The sequence below is a fragment of the Pseudomonas sp. HR1 genome (genome assembly GCF_030175875.1).
In the GTDB taxonomy this organism is placed as follows: Bacteria; Pseudomonadota; Gammaproteobacteria; order Pseudomonadales; family Pseudomonadaceae; genus Chryseomonas; species Chryseomonas oryzihabitans.
The window spans coordinates 399,547-420,702 of sequence record NZ_JASNRF010000005.1; the positions used below are offsets into that span (position 1 = coordinate 399,547).

At 68.1% G+C, this 21,156-nt stretch carries 20 protein-coding genes; 12 read left to right on the forward strand and 8 right to left on the reverse strand.

Annotated features, from left to right (window positions below):
• The first annotated feature begins 1 nt into the window (after position 1).
• The 3 genes from QKY98_RS19610 (at position 2) to QKY98_RS19620 (ending at position 4,475) form a co-directional block, all read left to right on the forward strand.
• Complete coding sequence (locus QKY98_RS19610) at positions 2-1,417, forward strand: PIG-L deacetylase family protein (RefSeq protein WP_115946790.1); 1,416 nt, start codon at positions 2-4, stop codon at positions 1,415-1,417.
• Positions 1,418-1,507: 90 nt separating this feature from the next.
• Positions 1,508-2,935: a bifunctional D-glycero-beta-D-manno-heptose-7-phosphate kinase/D-glycero-beta-D-manno-heptose 1-phosphate adenylyltransferase HldE gene (hldE, locus tag QKY98_RS19615; protein ID WP_027598567.1), complete on the forward strand. Its 1,428-nt coding sequence runs from the start codon at positions 1,508-1,510 to the stop codon at positions 2,933-2,935.
• A 49-nt stretch (positions 2,936-2,984) separates the two neighbouring features.
• Complete coding sequence (locus QKY98_RS19620; RefSeq protein ID WP_284671432.1) at positions 2,985-4,475, forward strand: helicase HerA-like domain-containing protein; 1,491 nt, start codon at positions 2,985-2,987, stop codon at positions 4,473-4,475.
• A 59-nt stretch (positions 4,476-4,534) separates the two neighbouring features.
• On the opposite strand, the gene lptF is transcribed toward QKY98_RS19620, so the two are convergent.
• The 3 genes from lptF to QKY98_RS19635 form a co-directional block, all read right to left on the reverse strand.
• Positions 4,535-5,308: a lipotoxin F family OmpA-related lipoprotein LptF gene (gene lptF, locus QKY98_RS19625; protein ID WP_007161971.1), complete on the reverse strand. Its 774-nt coding sequence runs from the start codon at positions 5,306-5,308 to the stop codon at positions 4,535-4,537.
• Between the two features lie 45 nt (positions 5,309-5,353).
• The gene (locus QKY98_RS19630; RefSeq protein ID WP_007161972.1) at positions 5,354-5,785 is read right to left on the reverse strand and encodes a DUF4398 domain-containing protein; all 432 of its coding nucleotides are present in this window, start codon (positions 5,783-5,785) and stop codon (positions 5,354-5,356) included.
• A 267-nt stretch (positions 5,786-6,052) separates the two neighbouring features.
• The gene (locus QKY98_RS19635; RefSeq protein WP_007161973.1) at positions 6,053-6,388 is read right to left on the reverse strand and encodes a hypothetical protein; all 336 of its coding nucleotides are present in this window, start codon (positions 6,386-6,388) and stop codon (positions 6,053-6,055) included.
• 163 nt (positions 6,389-6,551) lie between these two features.
• On the opposite strand from QKY98_RS19635, the gene ppc reads away from it, so the two are divergent.
• The 7 genes from ppc to QKY98_RS19670 all read left to right on the forward strand — a co-directional run bounded on the left by ppc (position 6,552) and on the right by QKY98_RS19670 (position 13,825).
• Positions 6,552-9,188, forward strand: a complete 2,637-nt coding sequence (ppc, locus tag QKY98_RS19640) for a phosphoenolpyruvate carboxylase (protein WP_077170944.1) — start codon at positions 6,552-6,554, stop codon at positions 9,186-9,188.
• 190 nt (positions 9,189-9,378) lie between these two features.
• Complete coding sequence (adk, locus tag QKY98_RS19645) at positions 9,379-10,026, forward strand: adenylate kinase (protein ID WP_007161975.1); 648 nt, start codon at positions 9,379-9,381, stop codon at positions 10,024-10,026.
• A 137-nt stretch (positions 10,027-10,163) separates the two neighbouring features.
• The gene (tsaB, locus tag QKY98_RS19650; protein ID WP_007161976.1) at positions 10,164-10,847 is read left to right on the forward strand and encodes a tRNA (adenosine(37)-N6)-threonylcarbamoyltransferase complex dimerization subunit type 1 TsaB; all 684 of its coding nucleotides are present in this window, start codon (positions 10,164-10,166) and stop codon (positions 10,845-10,847) included.
• A gap of 137 nt (positions 10,848-10,984) precedes the next feature.
• On the forward strand, positions 10,985-11,344 hold the full coding sequence (locus QKY98_RS19655) for a hypothetical protein (RefSeq protein WP_042136892.1): 360 nt from the start codon (positions 10,985-10,987) through the stop codon (positions 11,342-11,344).
• The gene (locus QKY98_RS19660) at positions 11,344-12,201 is read left to right on the forward strand and encodes a DUF72 domain-containing protein (RefSeq protein WP_007161978.1); all 858 of its coding nucleotides are present in this window, start codon (positions 11,344-11,346) and stop codon (positions 12,199-12,201) included. The genes QKY98_RS19655 and QKY98_RS19660 overlap by 1 nt, the downstream gene beginning before the upstream one ends.
• Before the next feature lie 108 nt (positions 12,202-12,309).
• On the forward strand, positions 12,310-13,011 hold the full coding sequence (locus QKY98_RS19665) for an extensin-like domain-containing protein (protein ID WP_007161979.1): 702 nt from the start codon (positions 12,310-12,312) through the stop codon (positions 13,009-13,011).
• Between the two features lie 31 nt (positions 13,012-13,042).
• Positions 13,043-13,825 carry a class I SAM-dependent methyltransferase gene (locus QKY98_RS19670; RefSeq protein ID WP_181085837.1) on the forward strand — a complete coding sequence of 261 codons (783 nt, stop codon included), beginning with the start codon at positions 13,043-13,045 and terminating at the stop codon, positions 13,823-13,825.
• A gap of 54 nt (positions 13,826-13,879) precedes the next feature.
• Here QKY98_RS19670 and QKY98_RS19675 read toward each other — a convergent pair whose 3' ends face one another.
• From QKY98_RS19675 to QKY98_RS19685, 3 genes are read right to left on the reverse strand one after another with little or no spacing between them, the layout of a single operon-like run.
• Positions 13,880-15,388 (reverse strand): tripartite tricarboxylate transporter permease, encoded by a 1,509-nt coding sequence (locus tag QKY98_RS19675; protein WP_027598571.1) that lies wholly within the window; start codon positions 15,386-15,388, stop codon positions 13,880-13,882.
• Position 15,389: 1 nt separating this feature from the next.
• Entirely contained in the window at positions 15,390-15,848 is a 459-nt protein-coding gene (locus QKY98_RS19680) for a tripartite tricarboxylate transporter TctB family protein (RefSeq protein ID WP_007161982.1), read from the reverse strand.
• A gap of 48 nt (positions 15,849-15,896) precedes the next feature.
• Positions 15,897-16,877: a Bug family tripartite tricarboxylate transporter substrate binding protein gene (locus QKY98_RS19685; protein WP_284671433.1), complete on the reverse strand. Its 981-nt coding sequence runs from the start codon at positions 16,875-16,877 to the stop codon at positions 15,897-15,899.
• 330 nt (positions 16,878-17,207) lie between these two features.
• On the opposite strand from QKY98_RS19685, the gene tctD reads away from it, so the two are divergent.
• Both tctD and QKY98_RS19695 read left to right on the forward strand, forming a co-directional pair.
• Positions 17,208-17,879, forward strand: a complete 672-nt coding sequence (gene tctD, locus QKY98_RS19690) for a two-component system response regulator TctD (RefSeq protein ID WP_007161984.1) — start codon at positions 17,208-17,210, stop codon at positions 17,877-17,879.
• Entirely contained in the window at positions 17,872-19,275 is a 1,404-nt protein-coding gene (locus tag QKY98_RS19695; RefSeq protein ID WP_284671434.1) for a sensor histidine kinase, read from the forward strand. Before tctD ends, QKY98_RS19695 begins: the two co-directional genes overlap by 8 nt.
• Before the next feature lie 2 nt (positions 19,276-19,277).
• On the opposite strand, the gene QKY98_RS19700 is transcribed toward QKY98_RS19695, so the two are convergent.
• A complete protein-coding gene (locus QKY98_RS19700; protein ID WP_027598573.1) occupies positions 19,278-20,108 on the reverse strand; it encodes an HDOD domain-containing protein in 831 nt (276 codons plus the stop codon).
• 41 nt (positions 20,109-20,149) lie between these two features.
• Entirely contained in the window at positions 20,150-21,067 is a 918-nt protein-coding gene (gene ygfZ, locus QKY98_RS19705; RefSeq protein ID WP_267399539.1) for a CAF17-like 4Fe-4S cluster assembly/insertion protein YgfZ, read from the reverse strand.
• Between the last annotated feature and the right edge of the window lie 89 nt (positions 21,068-21,156).

Genomic DNA, 21,156 nt, shown 5'->3' on the forward strand with positions numbered 1-21,156 from the left:
GATGACCGCCCGCAAACAAGCCCTGCTCAAACGTCACCGCCGCCACAAGCGGCTGGTCCTGGCGGTCATCGCCGTCGTGCTGCTCGGCTGCCTGGCGCTGGGGCCCTGGTGGAGCGCGCCGCTGCTGGCGCTGCTGGTGTGGCTCGGCCACGAGGCCTGGTTCGCCGATCACCTCTTCTATTCGCCGCGCGACAACTACAGCTACCAGTTCCCTGCCGACACCCTGGTGCTGGGCCTGCATCTGCGGCACGGTCGCCTGGCCGCGGTGGAATTGCCGCCGGGCGAGCTGACGCTGTTCCTGGAATGCCGCCTCAAGGCCGGTTGGCTGGGCCGATTACTGGATCCCCAAGTACGTCTGCGCGCAGGTGACGACGCGGATCGCCAGGACTTCGAGCGCGGCGTGGCCGGGCGGCGCTATGTCAATCTCAGCGGCTATGCCGAGGCCCTGCGGCGCGGCGAATTGCACCTCTGGACGCGCTTCTGCCGGCTGCAGGGCGAGTTGCGCCTGCACGTCTTCGCCCAGCCGGACCTCCGCAGCAAGAGAGTGATGGTCATCGCGCCCCACGCCGACGACGCCGAGCTGGCCGCCTTCGGCCTCTACAGCCAGGCGCGGGAAGCCAGCATCGTCACCCTGACCCAGGGCGAAATCGAGGCCGCGCACTACCAGCGCCTGGGCCTCGATCGCCAGGCGGCGGCCCGGCTCAAGGGGCGCCTGCGCACCTGGGACAGCCTGGTCACCCCGCTGTGGGGTGGGGTACCAACAGAGCGTTGCGTGCAGCTGGGCTACTACTGCCTGCAGCTGCCGGCCATGCGCCAGGCGCCGGAAGACGCCTTCGGCTCCCGCGAATCCGGCGAAGGCGATGTGCGCAGTGCCCGTCGCCACAACCCCCTGCAACTGCCCGGCGATGTCGACGGCGCCCCCACCTGGCGCAACCTGGTGGCCGATCTGGTGGCCCTGCTGGAGCACTTCCGCCCCGAGGTGGTGGTGCTGCCGCATCCGCAGATCGATCCCCATGCCGATCACGTGGCCAGCACCCAGGCCCTGCGCGAGGCCCTGACCCTCAGCCAGTGGCAGCCCGAGCTCGAATTGCTCTACGCCAATCACCTGCACGACAACGACCGCTGGCCCATGGGGCCGGCCGAGGGCGGCATCGCCCTGCCACCCGCCATCGAGACGCCGGCCCCCCTGGTGCCCTGGAGTCCGCTGCTGACCCCCGAACGGCGGCTGGACAAGGCCATGGCCCTGGGGATGCAGCACGACCTGCTGGTGCCGCTGCCGGCCAAGAAGCGCCTGCGCCGGGCCATCCAGTGGCTGCTGGCCGGTCGCCGCTGGCCGCGCACCGGGGAAGACGAATTCTTCCGCAAGGCCGTGCGGCGTCACGAGCTGTTCTGGCTAAGCCGCCGCGACGAGCTCTGACCCCGGCCTCTCCCGCCGGCAGGCGCTTCCGGGGCGCCTTGGCCCCTATGCTATGATCGCCGCCATTTTCGCGCTTTGGAGCCTGTCCCTATGAAGCTGACCATGCCTCGCTTCGATCTCGCGCCGGTCCTGGTGGTTGGCGACGTGATGCTCGACCGCTACTGGCACGGCACCACCTCGCGGATCTCCCCCGAGGCGCCGGTGCCCGTGGTCCGCGTCGACCAGCACGAGGATCGTCCCGGTGGCGCGGCCAACGTCGCCCTCAACATCGCCGCCCTGGGCGCGCCGGCCTATCTGGTCGGCGTCACCGGTCAGGACGAAGCCGCCGATGCCCTCACCGACAGCCTGAGAGCCGCCCATGTGCAGGTGCGCTTCCAGCGCATCGCCCAGCAGCCGACCATCGTCAAGCTGCGCATCATGAGTCGCCACCAGCAGCTGATCCGCGTCGACTTCGAAGAGCCCTTCGACACCGATCCCCAGGCGCTGGCCTCGGACACCGCCGCCATGCTGGCCGGGGTCAAGGTGCTGGTGCTGTCCGACTACGGCAAGGGCGCGCTGAAGAACCACCAGGCGCTGATCCAGCTGGCCAAGGCCCGCAACATCCCGGTGCTGGCCGATCCCAAGGGCAAGGATTTCTCCATCTATCGTGGCGCCAGCCTGATCACGCCGAATCTGTCCGAATTCGAAGCCATCGTCGGTGTCTGCGCCGACGATGCCGAGCTGGTCGCCAAGGGCAACGAGCTGATGGCGCGCCTGGAGCTGGGCGCCCTGCTGGTGACCCGTGGCGAGCACGGCATGACCCTGCTGCGTCCCGCCCAGCCGGCCCTGCACCTGCCGGCCCGGGCCCGCGAGGTGTTCGACGTCACCGGCGCCGGCGACACCGTGATCTCCACCCTGGCCGCCGCCCTGGCCGCCGGTGAAGACCTGCCGCAGGCCGTGGGGCTGGCCAATCTGGCTGCCGGTATCGTGGTCGGCAAGCTGGGCACCGCCGCCATCAGCGCCCCCGAGCTGCGTCGCGCGGTGCAGCGTTCGGAAGGCTCCGAGCGCGGCGTCCTGTCCCTCGAACAATTGCAGCTGGCCATCGAGGACGCTCGCGCCCATGGCGAGAAGATCGTCTTCACCAACGGCTGCTTCGACATCCTCCACGCCGGCCACGTGACCTATCTGGAGCAGGCGCGCGCCCAGGGTGATCGCCTGATCGTGGCGGTCAACGACGATGCCTCGGTGACCCGGCTGAAAGGCCCCGGTCGACCGATCAACAGCGTCGACCGGCGCATGGCGGTGCTGGCCGGCCTCGGCGCGGTGGACTGGGTCATCCCCTTCAGCGAGAACACCCCGGAGCGCCTGCTGGAACAGGTGCGCCCGGACGTGCTGGTCAAGGGCGGCGACTACAAGAGCGTGGACGAGGTGGTCGGCGCCCAGATCGTGCAGGGCTACGGCGGCGAGGTGCGCATCCTCGGTCTGGTGGAGAACAGCTCCACCACCGCCATCGTCGAGCGCATTCGCAACCGTACCTGAGCCCGGACGCTCGGGTTAAGCTGGCGCAGAACTGCTACGGAGCTGCGCCATGTCCTCGACGCCCCTGCTGATCCTGGGTACTGCCGTTTCCAATGACCAGAGCGCTGGTCAACCGCTCGGCCATCCACTCAAGCTGGCCAACCGCCACGGCCTGATCGCCGGCGCCACGGGCACCGGCAAGACCGTGACCCTGCAGCGCCTCGCCGAAGCCTTCAGCGATGCCGGCGTCTCGGTCTTCGCCGCCGACATCAAGGGCGATCTCTGCGGCCTCGGCGCGGCCGGCGCACCCCAGGGCAAGCTGGCCGAGCGCATCGCCGCCCAGGGTCTGCCGCACCAGTCCCAGGCCTATCCGGTCACCCTCTGGGACGTCGATGGCCGGAGCGGTCATCCGCTGCGCACCACCCTGAGCGAGATGGGCCCGCTGCTGCTGGGCAATCTGTTGGAGCTGACCGACAGCCAGCAGGCCGCCTTGCACGCCGCCTTCAAGGTGGCCGATCGCGAAGGCCTGCTGCTGCTCGACCTCAAGGACCTCAAGGCGGTCCTCAATCACCTGCGCGAACAGCCCGACGCCCTGGGCGAGGACCGCGCCCTGTTCACTGGCGCCTCGGCCCAGGCGCTGCTGCGCAGGCTGGCGACCCTGGAGCAGCAGGGCGCCGAGGCCTTCTTCGGCGAGCCGGCCCTGCAACTGGAAGACGTACTGCGCCCCGAGCCTGACGGCCGTGGACGCATCCACCTGCTCGACGCCAGCCGCCTGGTGCACGAGGCGCCCAAGGTCTACGCCACCTTTCTGATCTGGCTGCTGGCCGAGCTGTTCGAGCAGTTGCCCGAGCGCGGCGATGCCGATAAGCCGGTACTGGCGCTGTTCTTCGACGAGGCCCACCTGCTGTTTGGCGACACCCCCAAGGCCCTGCGCGAGCGCCTGGAGCAGGTGGTGCGGCTGATCCGTTCCAAGGGCGTCGGCGTCTATTTCGTCACCCAGTCCCCCGCCGATCTGCCGGATACCATCCTGGCCCAGCTCGGCTTGCGCATCCAGCACGGCCTGCGCGCCTTTACCGCCCGGGAGCAGAAGGCGCTGCGCGCGGTGGCCGACGGCTTCCATCCCAATCCGGCCTTCGACAGCCTGGAGGTGCTGACCGAGCTGGGCATTGGCGAGGCCCTGGTGGGCAGCCTGGAAGACAAGGGTACGCCGGCGATGGTCCAGCGCGTGGCCATCGCCCCGCCGCAATCCCGGGTCGGCCCGCTCAGCGAAGCCGAGCGCCAGACGCTGATCCGTCAGTCGCCCCAGGCGGGTCGCTATGACCGGGCGGTGGATCGCGAATCGGCCTACGAGATCCTGCGGGATCGTCAGGCCGAGCGGGTCCCGGCGCAGGCGCCGGTAGCGGAAAAGACCCAGGCCGGGCAGGGTGGTGCCCTCGGCGATCTGGTGGGCGAGCTCGCGGGCAATGCGCTCAGAAGCGCGGCGCGCCAGGCGGCTAATCAGCTCGGGCGGCAGCTGGTACGGGGACTGCTCGGCTCCCTGCTGGGTGGCAGGCGCCGCTAGCCGATCCGCAGGTAAAAAAAGACCCCGCCTGGGCGGGGTCTTCTGGCTTCACGCAGTCGTTACATGCGCGGGGCGACGGGGTTGGCGTCGTTGGAGATGGTCACTTCCACGCGACGGTTCAGGGCGCGGTCGGAGGCGTTGCTGTTGCTGGCCACCGGGAAGTTCTTGCCATAGCCACGGGCCTGGATGCGGCTCGGCTCGACGCCAGCGCTGACCAGGGCGGTCTGGATGGCCTGGGCGCGACGCTCGGACAGCTGCTGGTTGTAGGAGTCGCTGCCGACGCTGTCGGTGTAGCCCTCGACGATCACCTTGCGCTCGGGATTCTGCTTCAGGTAATCGGCCAGCTTCTGGGCGTTGGCATAGCCCTGGGGCTTGAGTTCGGCCTTGTTGAAGTCGAACAGCACGTTGCCGAAGGTCACCACGGTGCCGCGCTCGGTCTGCTTGGCCTGCAGGGCATCCTGCAGCTGCTTGAGCTGGGCGGTACGGGCGTCCAGGCGGGCCTGGGTGCGCTCGGCATCGACGCCCTGCATCTGGGCTTCGGTCATGCGCAGCTTGATGGTCTGCATGGCCGTCTGGATGCGCTGGTTGGTCAGGTAGGCCAGCTGGTCGACGGTCTTCTCGTTTTCACCGTCCTTGTAGGCCTTCTCGGTCTTCTGCAGCCAGGTACCGGCGTCCTTGGTCTCCAGGGCGGCCAGCTGGGCGGCCTGCGGCTGGGATTCCAGGGCGGAGTAGTCGGACTTGGCCTTTTCCAGGTTGGGGTTGGGCGGCGTGGAGCACGCGGCCAGGGCCAGGCTGAGCAGCGACACGGCAGGGATCAGAATGTGTTTACGCATGATGGTCGTCCTTTTAATTCGTGAAGGGAGGAAAGGGGCGGTCGCTTACTGCTGGACCTTCTTCTGCAGGTTCTGCTGGAGCTGCAGGTTGATCTGACCTTCCTCACGGATCTGCTGGATGCTGTTCTGGGCATCCTTGAGAGCGGCATCGGCCTTGGCGGCCTGGGTCTTGCGGGTGGCCAGGCGGGCATCCCACTCGGCCTGCTCGGCCAGCTGCTTGGCTTCGTCGTACTTCTCGTTGGAGAGAGCGGTCTGGGCCTGGGTCCACTTGTCCTGGGCCGACTTGGTCTCGATGGGCGCGAACTGGTTGCCACCGGAGCTCACGGCCTCGTTGACGGCGGACTGGGTCACGGCCATCTGCGCGGTCGGCGGATTGCCGGCGCAACCGGCCAGCAACAGCGAGCTGCCCAGGGCAAGGGCTGCCAGTTTCAGGGTGCAGGCTTTGGAAAGGGACTTTTGGGCAGTGGCACTCTTCATGGATTCAAGCTCCGTTGTTGATCCGAAAAGCGCGCCGCCGGCACGGGCAGGGCGGGCGCCTGGTCATGTAAAGCCGCATGTGGAAACAAGCCCGGCGCGGCCCTGAGAGGCCCGAGGCGGGTGCTGACAACCAGCCCTCGTCCAGCGCTGCGGTCTGACTCTGTGACCGCTCATCCGACAAAAATGTTCACTGGCTATCGAATTTCGCCAGGGCGCGGAGGCCCTTGGCAGAGCGGTAGCGATGTAGGTAAAGGTGCAGGTCGGCGGCTAGTCGGGCGTTTCGGACTGCAGGCGATGCAGGTGCTTGCGCGCCAATTCGAGAAAGCGCGGGGTCGTACCGGCATCGGCGTAGAGGGGATCGCCAAGCTCGTCGGTGGCCACCACGTCCTCGCCCTGCACATAGGGAAAGCTGGCCTCCAGCTCTTCGAAGGCGGCCGCCAGCAATTCACCGAGCAGGGCCTCGGGCGTGCGCTGGGGATAGAGTTCGCAGAGGGCCTCGAGACGGGCCGCGGTCTCCAGCTCCAGGTCGAGGTGGTAGCGGCGGGTGGTGCTGGAGGTGGTGGCCTGCTGCTCCCATTGGTGAGCGAGTTCGCGAATCTTCATGGGCATCTCCCGTGGCTTAGGCAAAGGTCGGATATTCAGGTCGAGCGCGGCTGGGCACCCTGCAACAGCCGGGGCTTGCAACCGTGACAGCGGGGTGCTGTCCTCTGCGCTAGACCGCAGCGGTTGCCGTGAGGTCCGAACCGGTACTTTCGAGGAGCACGAGATGGTGGAAATCGATGTTCGCCTGCGCGAGCAGGTGCGTTTGCTGGGTGAGCTCCTGGGGCAGACCATTGCCGACCAGCATGGCGCGGCCTTTCTCGACAAGATCGAGCGGATCCGCAAGGGCGCCAAGGCCGCCCGTGGCGGCTCCGCGGAGGGTGCCCGCCAACTGGGCGACACCCTGGATACCCTGGCCGAAGACGAACTGCTGCCGGTGGCGCGGGCCTTCAGTCACTTTCTCAACCTCGCCAACATCGCCGAGGAATATCACCGGGTCAGACGCCGCACCGAAGACGAGCCGCCGCCCTTCGAGCAGCAGGTACTGCCGGAATTGCTGGAGCGCCTGGGCGCGGCCGGTCACGCGGGTAGCGAGCTGGCCGAGCGGGTGGCGGCGCTGGACATCGATCTGGTGCTGACCGCCCACCCCACCGAGGTCTCGCGGCGGACCCTGATCCAGAAATACGACGAGATCAGCGCGCAGCTGGCGGCCCTCGATCATCGCGACCTCACCTCCGCCGAGGTGGCCGCCATCGAGGCACGGCTGCGTCGGCTGATCGCCGAGGCCTGGCACACCGAGGAGATCCGCCGCCAGCGGCCGACGCCGGTGGACGAAGCCAAGTGGGGCTTCGCGGTGATCGAGAATTCGCTGTGGCAGGCGATCCCCAGCCTGCTGCGCAAGTTGGACGACTGCCTGCAGGAACGCACCGGCCAGCGCCTGCCGCTGACCGCGGCGCCGGTACGCTTTTCCTCCTGGATGGGCGGCGATCGCGATGGCAATCCCAACGTCACCGCCGCCATCACCCGCGAGGTGCTGCTGCTGGCGCGCTGGATGGCCGCCGATCTCTACCTGCGCGATGTCGACCGGCTGGCCGCGGAGCTGTCCATGCAGGCGGCGAGTCCGGCCCTGCGCGAACAGGCCGGCGATCACCCGGAACCCTATCGCAAGGTGCTCAAGGTGCTGCGCGAGCGGTTGCAGATCACCCGCAGCTGGGCGGCCCATGCCATCACCGATCCCCATGCCGGCGCCCGTCATATCCTCAGCGACAACGCCGAGCTGATCGCCCCGCTGCAGCTGTGCTACGACTCCCTGCAGCACTGCGGCCTGGGGGTCATCGCCGATGGCTCCCTGCTCGATACCCTGCGCCGGGCCCGTACCTTCGGTCTCTATCTGGTGCGCCTGGACATCCGCCAGGACGCCGCGCGCCATGCCGCGGCCCTGGCCGATATCTGCCGCTATCTCGACCTGGGCGACTACGCCGCCTGGAGCGAGGCGCAGCGCCTGGAATTCCTGCGTGGCGAGCTCGGCAGCCGGCGTCCCCTGCTGCCGCTGGACGCCCAGCTGGAGGCCGATACCCAGGAGGTACTCGCCACCTGCCGCGTGATCGCCGCCTCGCCGCCCGATGCCCTGGGCTCCTATGTCATCTCCATGGCCGGCGCGGCGTCGGATGTCCTCGCCGTGCAGCTGCTGCTGCGCGAGTGTGGGGTACGCCAGCCGATGCGGGTGGTGCCGCTGTTCGAGACCCTCGACGACCTGGACCATGCCGGCAGCGCCATCGCCAGCCTGCTCGATCTGCCCGACTACCGCGCGCGCCTGGCCGGTCCCCAGGAGGTCATGATCGGCTATTCCGATTCGGCCAAGGACGCCGGCACCCTGGCGGCGGCCTGGGCCCAGTACCGTGCCCAGGAAGCCCTGGTGGACATCTGCGCCAGTCGGGGCGTGGAATTGCTGCTGTTCCATGGCCGCGGTGGCACCGTGGGGCGGGGCGGTGGCCCGGCCCACGCGGCCATCCTCTCGCAACCCCCGGGCTCGGTGGCCGGGCGCTTCCGCACCACCGAACAGGGCGAGATGATCCGCTTCAAGTTCGGCCAGCCGGCCATCGCCGAGCAGAATCTGGCGCTCTACCTGGGCGCCGTGCTGGAAGCCACCCTGCTGCCGCCGCCCGCGCCGGAGCCGGCCTGGCGCGAGCAGATGGATCGCCTGGCCCGCGACAGCCTGCAGGCCTATCGCGGCGTGGTGCGCGAAGACCCGCACTTCGTCAGCTATTTCCGCCAGGCCACGCCCGAGCAGGAGCTGGGCCGGCTGCCCCTGGGCAGTCGCCCGGCCAAGCGCCGCGAAGGCGGCGTGGAAAGCCTCAGGGCCATCCCCTGGATCTTCGCCTGGACCCAGACGCGGCTGATGCTGCCGGCCTGGCTCGGCTGGGAAAGGGCCCTGGAAGAAGCCGAGCGCCGGGGCGAGTCGCCGCTGCTGCGCGAGATGCGCGAGCGCTGGCCGTTCTTCCAGACCCGCATCGACATGCTGGAGATGGTGCTGGCCAAGGCGGAGGCCGAACTGGCGCGGCTCTATGACCAGCGCCTGGTGGAAGCCGACCTGCAGGTGCTCGGCAGCCAGCTGCGCGAGCGGCTGCGCCAGGCGGGCGTGGCGGTGTTGCGCCTGACCGGGCAGGGCGAGTTGCTCGAACACCATCCGGAAACCCTGGTGTTCATCGCCGTGCGCAACACCTATCTCGATCCGCTGCACCTCCTGCAGATCGAGTTGCTGGCCCGGGCGCGGGCGGCCGGCGAAAGCCAGCCGGCGGCGCTCGATCAGGCCCTGCTGGTGAGCGTGGCCGGGATCGCCGCAGGACTGCGCAATACCGGTTGAACAGACTGTCGCTTTTGCCGGCGCCCGGGGTCGTCTGGACGGGCCCGGCACCTGCGACGCTTGGTAACTTGTGCGGCCAGGGGGCGCTGTGTATGGTTGGTCCCTTTGGCCGTCTCGTGTCGTCGACAACAATCATCGCGACAGCGCCCTGCGCGGGCTGCCAGTCCGAGACCATTCTAAGGAGCTACAGATGCGCGTAATCCTGCTGGGAGCGCCCGGTGCCGGCAAAGGTACTCAGGCCCGGTTCATCACTGAGAAATTCGGCATTCCGCAGGTTTCCACCGGCGACATGCTGCGGGCCGCGGTCAAGGCCGGCACGCCCCTGGGCCTGCAGGTCAAGGACATCATGGACAACGGTGGCCTGGTCTCCGACGAGATCATCATCGCCCTGATCAGCGAGCGTATCCTCGACGCCGATTGCGCCAAGGGTTTCCTGTTCGACGGCTTCCCGCGCACCATTCCCCAGGCCGAGGCCCTCGAAGCCGCCGGCGTCAAGATCGACCACGTGCTGGAAATCGCCGTGGATGACGAAGAAATCGTCCAGCGCCTGTCCGGTCGCCGCGTGCACCCGGGTTCGGGTCGCGTCTATCACATCGAACACAATCCGCCGAAGGTCGCCGACACCGACGACCTGACCGGCGAGCCGCTGGTACAGCGCGAAGACGACCGCGAAGCCACCATTCGCAAGCGTCTGGACCTCTATCATTCCCAGACCAAGCCGCTGGTGGACTTCTACCAGAAGCTGGGCGCCGCCCAGGGCACGCCGAAGTGCAGCCGCATCGAGGGCGTGGGTTCGGTGGATGCCATCACCGCCAAGGTGCTGCAGGCGCTGAACTAAGCGCCGGTCACGGCCGCCTGTGCCTGCAGGCGGTCCGGTCAAGGCGCCGTCCTGGCGTCACGACCGATGGGCGGGTCCCCTCGCGACCCGTCTTCCTCTAGAATGCGCAGCCCTTTTCCCAGTTGCGGATCTGCCCCATGTCCATCCTGCTCGCCCTCGACACCGCCACCGAAGCCTGCTCGGTCGCCTTGCACCTGGGCGACGAGATCATCCATCGCTACGAGATCGCGCCGCGCCTGCATGCCCAGCGGGTCCTGCCCATGGTGCAGGAGCTGCTGGCCGAGACCGGTCTGAGTCTGGCGCAGGTGGACGCCATCGCCTTCGGGCGTGGTCCGGGCGCCTTCACCGGCGTGCGCATCGCTATCGGCGTGGTGCAGGGCCTGGCCTTCGGCCTGGACCGACCGGTACTGCCGGTGTCGAATCTGGCGATCATCGCCCAGCGCGCCTGGCGCGAGCGCGGCGTGACCCAGGTGGCTGCGGCCATCGACGCGCGCATGGACGAGGTCTACTGGGGCTGCTATCGCCTCGACGGCGCGGCCATGGTGCTCGCGGGGGCGGAAGCCGTGCTGGCGCCCGAGGCCATTGCCCTGCCGGCCGCCGCCACCGGCGACTGGTTCGGTGCCGGCACCGGCTGGGGCTATGTCGGCCGCATGGCCGTGCCGCTGATCGAGCAGGATGCCACTCTGTTGCCCCATGCCCGGGACCTGGCGGTTCTGGCGGCCACCGCCTGGCAGCGCGGCGAAGCCGTGTCGGCCGAGTCCGAAGCGGCGCAACCCGTTTATCTGCGTGATCGGGTCGCCACTCCCAAGCAGTCGGTCTGACGGCAGGAAACCACGCGTAATAGTCTGACGTCCAAGCTGTAGATGCCGCTCGTCCGCCGGTCGCGACGGGCGTCCGGCCCTTGATTGTCATAGCTTTCGACCCTACTTAGAGTAGTGCCATCCGTTCGGGACCTGCCATGCGCATTGACAGCGGCTATGCCTCCTCTGCTTATCCCCTGAATCGTTCCTCGCGCGCGGTCACGCCCGTACGCGAGGTGGCGAAGGATGAGGACGCCCGCCAGAATGCCATCGCCCGGGAGGCCGCAGGCAATCCCCGGCCCGACGTCGCACCCCTCCGCCGTGTGGAAGCGGCTGCGGCGACCGATGCCGGCAATGGCAATGGTAACGGCCTGGTGCTCAGCGAGCGCGAAGGGCGCTTCGCCAGTCAGCTCACCGCCCGTGCCCAGCAGGCCCTGGCCAGCTACGGCAGCACCGCCGCCTTCGGCGCCGAGCCGGACGGCTCCTCCAGCGTCGTGGGCCTCGACCTCTACGCCTGATGCTGCCGTACTTTCTCGGCTGCCCCTCCTGGAACGACAACGCCTGGCGCGAGAGCCTCTACCATGGCTTGCGTCCGGGTGATTTCCTGCCGCGTTACGCCCAGGTGTTCAACGCCGTGGAGGGCAACACCACCTTCTACGCCTGGCCCGCGGCGGACACCATCCGCCGCTGGGCCGAATTGATGCCGACCGGCTTTCGCTTCTGCGCCAAGTTTCCCCGCGACATCAGCCATGCCGAGGATCTGCGGGTGCAACTCGCCAGCGCCCGTACCTTTCTCGAATTGCTGGCGCCCCTGGGTGAACGGGCCAGCCCGCTGTGGCTGCAACTGCCAGCGGGCTTCGGGCCCGATCGGCTCAAGGAACTGCAGGTCTTTCTCTCGGCCATGGCGCCGCGTTGCGCCCTGGCGGTGGAGGTCCGGCACCTGGCCTTTTTCGACAAGGGCGAGTCCGAGCGGGCCCTGAACCGGCTGCTCATGGACCTGGGCGTGGAGCGCGTCGGCCTGGATTCGGCCGCGCTGTTCAGCGCCGATCCGAGTGAGCCGGCCGTGCGCCTGGCCCAGGCCAAGAAACCGCGGGTTCCGGCTCGCGCCCTGGCGTTCAGCGAGCATCCCCAGGTGCGCTTCATCGGCCGCCTGGAGTTGGCCGCCAACGACTACTACCTGGCCAAGTGGGTCACGCGGGTGGCCGACTGGATCGAGGCGGGCAAGGTGCCCTATGTCTTCCTGCACACCCCGGACAACCGCCAGGCGCCCGAGCTGGCCCTGAGATTCCATGCCCAGCTGCGCGAACGCCTGCCCGGTCTGCCGGCATTGCCCGAGCTGAGCACCGCCGACACCGAACAACTCGGTCTGCTCTAGCCCACGCCGGTTGTCGCGATACGTTTGGCGACGTTTTCGCCGGCATTCCCGCGGCTCGCTCCGGTCAGATGAGGTCTACCGCCTCGCGAATCTCCTTCGGCGCGCCGCATGAAAGCCAGACACCTGCTCGGTCTCGTCATCCTGCTCTATGGCGGTCTGCATACCGCCTTCGACCAGGGCTGGCTGCGTATCCCGCCGGCCTACAATCCCTGGGCGCCGCTGGATATCCAGGCCCCCACCAATGCCGTCACTCGCCTCAAGCTCTGGCGTCTGCAGGCTGATGCCGACTATTGCGCGGCGTCCCTGGCCACCTCGGCGCTCAACTATCGGGAATTGCGCGGCAATGCGGGGTCGGCCGACTGTCCGCTGGAGCGGGCCGTGCGCATCCAGCGCGGTGAAGGGGTGAGACTCAGCGGCAGCTTTGTCGCCAGCTGTCCCCTGGCGGTGAGCTTCGCGCTGTTCGAGCGACAGGCGCTGCAGCCGGCGGCCGAAGCCGTCTATGGCCAGCGGGTGGCCGAGGTGGAGCACTATGGCAGCTTCGCCTGCCGCAATATCTATGGCCGCGCCAGTGGCCGGCGCAGTCAGCACGCCACCGCCAATGCCCTGGACATCGCCGGGTTGCGCCTGGCCGATGGGCGGCGCATCAGCGTGGCGCGGGACTGGACCGGCGATCCCCAGGCCCAGCGCTTCCTGCGGCTGGTGCGCGACGGGGCCTGCCGGTCCTTCAATACCACCCTGGGACCGGACTACAACGCGGCGCACCGCGATCATTTCCATGTCGACATGGGTGGCTTTCGCGTCTGCCGGTAGAATGACGGGTCTTTTCGCCTGCGAGTCGCCCATGTCCACCGCCCACCCCGCGCTTATCGTCGAAGCCCTGGAACCCGCCTTCACCGAGGCCGCCGCGGCCTGGGCCGCGCGCCTGGGCCTGCCCCTGGGCAGCGCCACCACCGAGGAATTCGCCGTGCAGGTGGGCGCCCAGGGCCTGCAACTGGTACAGCGCGGCCCGGAGGCGCCGGGTCCGGTGCGGGTGGATTTCGTCGAGGGCGCGGCGGCGCACCGGCGCAAGTTCGGCGGCGGCGCCGGCCAGATGATCGCCAAGGCGGTCGGGATCGGCCCGGGCGTGCGTCCGCGCATCCTCGACGCCACTGCGGGTCTGGGGCGCGACGCCTTCGTGCTGGCCACCCTTGGCTGTGCGGTGACGCTGGTCGAGCGCCAGCCGCTGATCGCTGCCCTGCTCGAAGACGGCCTTGCCCGCGCTGCGCGGGATCACGAGGCGGCCGCCATCGCCGCCCTGATGACCCTGGTGCAGGCCGACTCCACCGCCTACCTGCAGCGCGGGGAGGGCGAGGCGCCCGAGGTGATCTACCTGGATCCCATGTTTCCCCATCGCGACAAGAGCGCCCTGGTGAAGAAGGAGATGCGCCTGTTCCGGCCGCTGGTGGGCGACGACCTGGACGCCCCGGCGTTGCTGGCCGCGGCCCTGGCCCGCGCCAGTCACCGGGTGGTGGTCAAGCGCCCGCGCAAGGCGCCGGCCATCGAAGGCGCCAAGCCCGGCTACGTGCTGGAGGGCAAGTCCAGCCGCTACGATATCTATCCGAAGAAGAGCTTCAAAACTTCTTGAATGAAAAAGCCCGCGGGCGAAGGACTCCGGCCGCGGGCGCGGGTGTCGCCGGCCTCAGACGGTCGCGGGCTTGGGCGCGCGACGCTTGCGCCAGGCACGGTAGAAGGGCAGGGCCACCATCAGGATGCAGACGATCCAGATGGCCTGGCTGATGCCGCTCTGCCAGAGGATGCCCATGTCGCCGTTGGAGATGGACAGCGCGCGTCTCAGGCTGGTTTCCATCAGCTCGCCGAGGATGAAGCCCAGCAGCAGCGGCGACAGCGGGAAGTCCAGCTTGCGCATGATGTAGCCGAAGATGCCCACGCAGACCATCAGCACCAGGTCGAAGGTGGTGGCGTGCACCGCGTAGACGCCGATGCCGGTGATGATGGCGATGGCCGGGGCCAGCGACCAGTTCGGCACCTCGAGGATCTTGGTGAACATCTTCACCATGGGCACGTTGAGGATCAGCAGCATCACGTTGGCGATGAACAGCGAGGCGATCAGACCCCACACCAGATTCGGCTCGTTCTGGAACAGCAGCGGGCCGGGGGTGATGTTGTAGAGGGTCAGGGCGCCGATCATCACCGCAGTGGTGCCAGAGCCGGGGATGCCCAGGGTCAGCATGGGGATCATGTTGCCGCACACCGCCGCGCCGATGGCGGTTTCCGGCGCTGCCAGGCCGCGCAGGTCACCCTTGCCGAACTTGCCATCGGCACCGGCCATGCGCTTCTCGGTGGTGTAGGCCAGGGCACTGGCCAGGGTCGCGCCGGCACCCGGCAGCACGCCGATGATGAAGCCGCTCACCGAGCTGCGCAGGTTGACCATGAACACGCTGCGCGCTTCGCGCACGTTGAACAGCATGCGCCCGGTGGCCTTGACCGCGACCTGGCCATGATGGGTCTGCTCCAGCAGCAGGAGCAGTTCGCTCACCGAGAACAGACCCAGCACCAGGATCACGAAGTCGATGCCGTCGGCCAGGTGCACGTTGTCGAAGGTGAAGCGGTAGACGCCGCTGTTGGCATCGATGCCCACGGAGGCGATGGCCAGGCCGAAGAGGGCGGCGACCAGGGTCTTGACCGGCTTCTCGGCGGCCATGCCGGAGAGGCTGAGGATGGCCAGGGCCATCAGCGCGAAGTATTCCGCCGGACCGAAGGCGATCGCCCATTTCGCCAGCAGGGGCGAGAACAGCACCATGCCGCAGGTGGCGATGAAGGCGCCGATGAAGGAGCTCCAGGCCGACAGCGACAGGGCCACGCCGGCCATGCCCTGGCGGGCCAGCGGATAGCCGTCCAGGCAGGTCATCATGGTCGCGGCTTCGCCGGGGATGTTCAGCAGGATCGAGGAGATCCGCCCGCCGTATTCGCAGCCCAGATAGACCGCCGCCAGCAGGATCAGCGAAGTCTCCGGCGGCAGACCCAGGGCGAAGGCCACCGGGATCAGCAGGGCGATGCCGTTTATCGGCCCGAGACCCGGCAGCAGGCCGACCACGGTGCCGATCAGGGTGCCGATGAGGGCCACGATCAGGTTGGTCGGCGTCATGGCGACGCCGAAGCCTTGCATCAGAAAATTCAAGGTATCCATGTCAGCCCTCCAGGAATTCCAGCACGCCAAGGGGAAGGGGGACTTCCATCACCCGGTCGAACAGCACATAGAGGCCGATGGCGAGCAGCAGGCTGACCAGGGCGCAGGGCATCAGGCGACCGCCGTAGAGCAGACCGCAGAGGGTGGCGGTGATGAAGGCGCTCAAGGGGAAGCCCAGCGGCTGGAAGGTCAGGGCATAGCCCAGCAGGATGGCGCAGCAGGCCACTACCTTGCGCAGCGAGGAGGCGTCCAGCGGTTTCTGGTCTTCGCCATCGCCGATCGGCGTGGGGCGGATGATCAGATAGGCCAGGCCCAGGCTCATCAGCCCGAACATCAGCATCGGATAGGCCCGCGGACCGACCGGCTCGTAGGAAAAGGGCGCCTGGTAATCCCGGGCGATGAACAGCATGACGAGTCCGGCCACCAGCCAGACCGCCATGAAGGCGCGTTGGAAGATCATGTCGACATCCTCAAAGGCGCCCGGAAGGGCGCCAGGGGCGGGGGCTCGTTACTGGATCAGGCTGAATTCCTTGGCCATGCCGCGGTAGCGCGCGACTTCCTTCTGCACATAGGCGTCCAGCTCGGAGCCGGTCATGGCGAAGGGGAAGAGTTCGCGCTGATCACGCAGCTTGGCGAAGTCGTCGGAGGCCAGCAGCTTGTCGAAGCTGGTCTTCCACCAGTTGTACTGCTCGTCGGTGACCTTCGGGCCGACATAGAAGCCGCGGACCACCGGCCAGACGATGTCGTAGCCCTGCTCGCGCGCGGTGGGGATGTCCTTCATCGCCGGTTCGTCGAAGCGCTGCTCGGCGAAGACCGCCAGCAGGCGCATGTTGCCGGCCTCGACATGGGGCATGGAGTCGGAGATGTCGGTGCTGCCGACCTGGATATGCCCACCCAGCAGCGCGGTGGCGATCTCGCCGCCGCCTTCCAGGGCCACGTAGCGCAGGTCCTTGGGATTGATGCCGGCAGCCTTGGCGATCAGCGCGGTCTGCATCCAGTCCTGGCTGCCCACGGTACCGCCGGAGCCGATCACCACCTTGCTCGGGTCCTTCTTCAGCGCCTCGACCAGGTCACCCAGGGTCTTGTAGGGCGAATCTGCCTTGACCGCGATGGCGCCATAGCTGGCCCCCACCGCCGCCAGCCAGCGCACGGCCTTTTCGTCGAAGCGACCGAACTTGCCTTGCGCCAGGTTCAGCAGCGAACCGCTGGAGAAGGCGACGATGGTGTCGCCGTCCGCCGGCCGCTGGGCCACCACGGTGTTGTAGGCCACCGCGCCCACGCCGCCGGGCATGTAGGTCACGCGCATGGGCTTGTCCAGCAGCTTGGCTTCCACCAGGCCGCTCTGGGCCAGCTTGCAGGTCAGGTCGAAGCCGCCACCCGGGGAGGCCGGGGCGATGCATTCGGGACGCTTGGGTTCGGCCATGGCCTGGGCGGACAGCAGCACGGAGGCGGCCAGGGTCAGGGTGAGGGTGCGCAAGGTGGTGCTCATCGAGGTCTTCCTTTTGTTGTTATTTCAGAAGCTGACAGGCGGACACGGCTCAGGCTCGCCAGGGCGGCGATCGTTCGGAGAAGAGATACGGGAGCACGTGGAGCTGCGCGAGGGCGAGCATGGATGTCGTTCCGCTTGTTATTGTTGTTGGCCAACCAGGGGTGGCGCTTGGGCAAGCATCATGCGGTTCTGGGACCGCTACCTTTCACTCTAGACCGCCAAGCTTTCAACAGCCTTTCAGATGTGAAAGGCGGCGATAGTGGGGTTCCGGCTGCAGGCCAGCCGGCCGGTATCCGGTAAACTCGGATTTTTTGAGCGGGAGCTGTCAGCGTGCGCATCCTATTGGTCGAAGATCATCCGCCACTGGCCGAAAGCGTCGCCCAGGCGCTCAAGAATGCCGGACTCAACGTCGATCTGCTCAACGATGGCGTGGCCGCCGATCTGGCCCTGCAGAGCGAAAGCTATGCCCTGGCCATTCTCGACGTCGGCCTGCCGCGCATGGATGGCTTCGAGGTGCTGGCGCGCCTGCGCGAGCGCGGCGATCGCCTGCCGGTGCTGATGCTCACCGCCCGCGGCGAGGTCAAGGATCGGGTACAGGGGCTCAACCTAGGCGCCGACGACTACCTGGCCAAGCCCTTCGAACTCACCGAACTGGAAGCCCGGGTCAAGGCCCTGCTGCGCCGCAGCGTGCTGGGCGGCGATCGCCAGCAGCGCTGCGGCCCGCTGATCTATGACCTCAACACCTCGCGCTTCACCCTGGGCGAGGAGGCGCTGTCGCTCACCTCGCGCGAGCACGCCGTGCTGGCCGCGCTGATCGCCCGCCCCGGACGGGTCATGAGCAAGGAGCAACTGGCCGCCCAGGTCTTCGGCCTGGACGAGGAAGCCAGTCCCGAGGCCATCGAGATCTACGTCCACCGCCTGCGCAAGAAGCTGGAAGCCGGCGCCGTGCGCATCGTCACCTTCCGCGGCCTGGGCTATCTGCTGGAAGAGCAGCATGGCTGAAGTGGCGAAGGCGGCTGGCAGTCTGCGTGGGCGACTGCTGCTGCGACTGGTCGTGCTCTTGGCGGTGATCCTGGCGGTCAGCAGCCTGGCCGCCTATCTCAATGGCCGGCGGCTGGCCGACGTGGCCTATGACCGGACGCTGCTGGCCTCGGCCCGCACCATCGCCGCCGGCCTGTCGGCCACCAATGGCACCCTGCGCGCCGACGTGCCCTACATCGCCCTGGACAATTTCGCCTACGACAACGTCGGGCGCATCTTCTACCAGGTGCTGGATACCCGCGGCCGGCTGATCTCCGGCTACGAAGAGATTCCACCACCGCCAGCGGACGCTCCGCTGACCCGCGACTATCCGGCCCTGGCGCGCTTCTACAACAGCACCTATCGCGGCAAGGACGTCCGAGTGGTCAGCCTGGCCCAGCCGGTCAGCCAGCCGGATCTCACCGGCATGGCCGAGATCCGCGTCGCCGAGACCGCCGAAGCCCGCGAGGAGGTGGCCCGCAGCCTGCTCACCGACACTCTGATCCGCCTCGGACTGATGGGGCTGGGTGCCATCCTGCTGGTGTGGATGGCGGTCGGCGCCGCCCTGCGCCCCCTGGAGCGTCTGCGCCAGGCCGTGGAAGAGCGGGGCGTGGACGACTTGCGGCCGCTGCCCGAGGTGCGGGCGCCCCAGGAGTTGCTGCCGCTGGTGCATGCCCTGGAAGGCTTCACCCTGCGCCTGCGGCGGCTGTTCGAGCGTCAGGCGGACTTCATCGCCAACGCCGCCCACGAATTGCGTACCCCGCTGGCGGCGATCAAGGCGCGGGTCGAGCTGGGCCTGCGCGAACGCGAGCCCCAGGCCTGGTACGCCACCCTGGAAGAGACCCGCGCCAGCACCGATCGCCTGGCGCGCCTGGCCAACCAGCTGCTGTCACTGGCGCGGATCGAGAGCGGCGCCCAGGCCATCGCCGAAGGCGGCGCCGAACGTCTGGAGCTCAGCGACCTGGCCAGGGAACTGGCCATGGCGCTGGCACCCTTGGCCCATGCCAGGGGCGTCGCCCTGGCCTTCGAGCCCTTCGCCAAGGCGCCGGTGATCGGCGAGCCGACACTGCTCAACGAGCTGCTCTGCAATCTGGTGGAAAACGCCCTGGCCCATAGCCAGTCAGGTGGCAACATCGTGGTGCGGGTGCTGGCCCCGGCGGTGCTGGAAGTCGAGGATGACGGCCCCGGCATTCCGGCCAATGCGCGGGCCAAGGTCTTCGAGCGCTTTCAACGCCTGGATCCGCAATCCGGGGGCGCCGGTCTGGGACTGGCCATCGTCGGTGAGATCTGCGCTGCCCACCGGGCGCGCATCCAGTTGCTGGACGGCGCGCTCGGCGGGCTAAGGGTACGGGTCGAATTTCCCGCCGAGGAAGCCTAGGCTCAACCGAGCAGGGTGCGCGACTGTTCCACCGCGTCCCAGAAGGACTGATCCTGGGCCGGATCCGGCTGGTTGTTCAGCCCCAGGCGGATACCGGCGGGCAGCGTCTGGACCGCGATCTCCTGCTGACCCTGGCGCTGCGCGTGCAGCTGGGTCGCGACCTGCACGATATCGGCATAGTCGGCCGCCGCGGGCTGCCGCTCCAGCGCCAGATATTCCCGCGGTACGCAGGCGATGTCGGCCGGGAAATCCCAGACCTTGAGAATGCGTTCGCCGATCTGCGGATGAATGCGCGCCGTCACCTGGTCGAGGGTGATGGCGTTGGCCAGCAGGTCTTCCTGTTCTTCGGCATAGGTGAGGATCGGCAGCACGCCGATCTGGTGCACCAGGCCGGCGAGCAGGGCGCGGTCGGCCATCAGCCGCGTGTACTTCTTGCACAGCGCATGGCTGATGGCGGCGATCTCGGTGCCCTGGCTCCAGACCTCGCGCATCTTGCGATCCACGGCGTCGCTGGTGGCCTGGAACATCTGCTGCATGGCCAGGCCCGTGGCCAGATTCGCCGTGTAGTTGATACCCAGGCGCCCGACCGCCATCTGCAGGTCGGTGATCTCCTTGCTGGTGCGCAGGAGCGGGCTGTTGACCACCTTGATCAGGCGCGCCGTCAGGGCGGCGTCCATGGCGATCACCCGGCTCAGCTCGGCGACGCCCACGTTGGGGTCTTCGGCCGCTTCTCTGACCTTCAGTGCCACCTCGGGGAGGGTGGGCAGCACCACGCGATCGGTGTCTATCGCGTGGAGAAGATCCTGGACAACTTTTTCGGCAAGAGGAGTCATGACGTACCTGTGTGAGGAGCGGATAAAGGCGATCCCAACCTTCAGCGCTTTATTTCACGATCGCTATCGAGTGAGTAGGGCAAATCGAGTAAACGGCAGTTTGGCCCGTCCGAGCTGCCCACCGAGACACGTCCGTCCTCGGCAGCATCGCCCTGCAGCACCGCCAGGAATTCGCAACCCTCCGGGCTGGCCGCGGCCAGCACCACCTCGCCCACGCTGCTGCCATGCACCGGCGAGAACAGCTCGGTACCCACGGCAGGGGGCCGCTCGCTGCTGGCGAGGCGATAGAGGCGCCGCTTGAGCTTGCCCAGGTACTGCATGCGCGCGACGATCTCCTGGCCGGTGTAGCAACCCTTGCGAAAGCTCACGCCATCCAGCGCCTGCAGATTGATCATCTGCGGGACGAACAGCTCGCGGGTCGCGCCGAACACCTGGCCCACGCCAGCCCGCACCTGGGCCAGCAGCCATTCGTCGAGTGCCACCTCCGGCAGCGCCGGCGCCGCTGCGTCGGCCGCGCGCCAGGTCTCTACCCGACTATCCTCCAACCGCAGGGCGAAGCCGCCTTCGAGCGGCGCCACGGCATTGGCCTGCTCGCCCAGCGCCACGTCGGGATAGGCGCTGGCGAAGCCGGCGGCCGAGAGTCCCAGCCGTTGCCATTGCGCGCTTTCGTCGGTCAGCACCGACTTGGAGAAGACCGCATATTTCTTCAGATCGGTCAGCAGCGGCTCGACCAGCTCCGCGGCCATCGCCAGCAGATAGCCGTCGGCCTGCTTGACGATGCGGAAGCTGGAGACCAGCCGTCCCTTGGGCGTGCAGCGCCCTCCCAGGCCGGCCTGGTCGTCAGCGAGATAATTGAGGTTGCAGGTGACCTGCCCCTGGAGAAACTTGGTCGCATCGACCCCGCGGATGGCCAGGACGCCTTCGTGGGTCAAGCGGCAGAAATACGGCGAGTCGGCCATTGCGGCTGCAGCTCCCTGTCGAGTGAAGCCGCTCATCATAGGCTCGCCCGGGGGGAATGTCAGGCGCACTGCGCGGCGGGGCGCTTCGG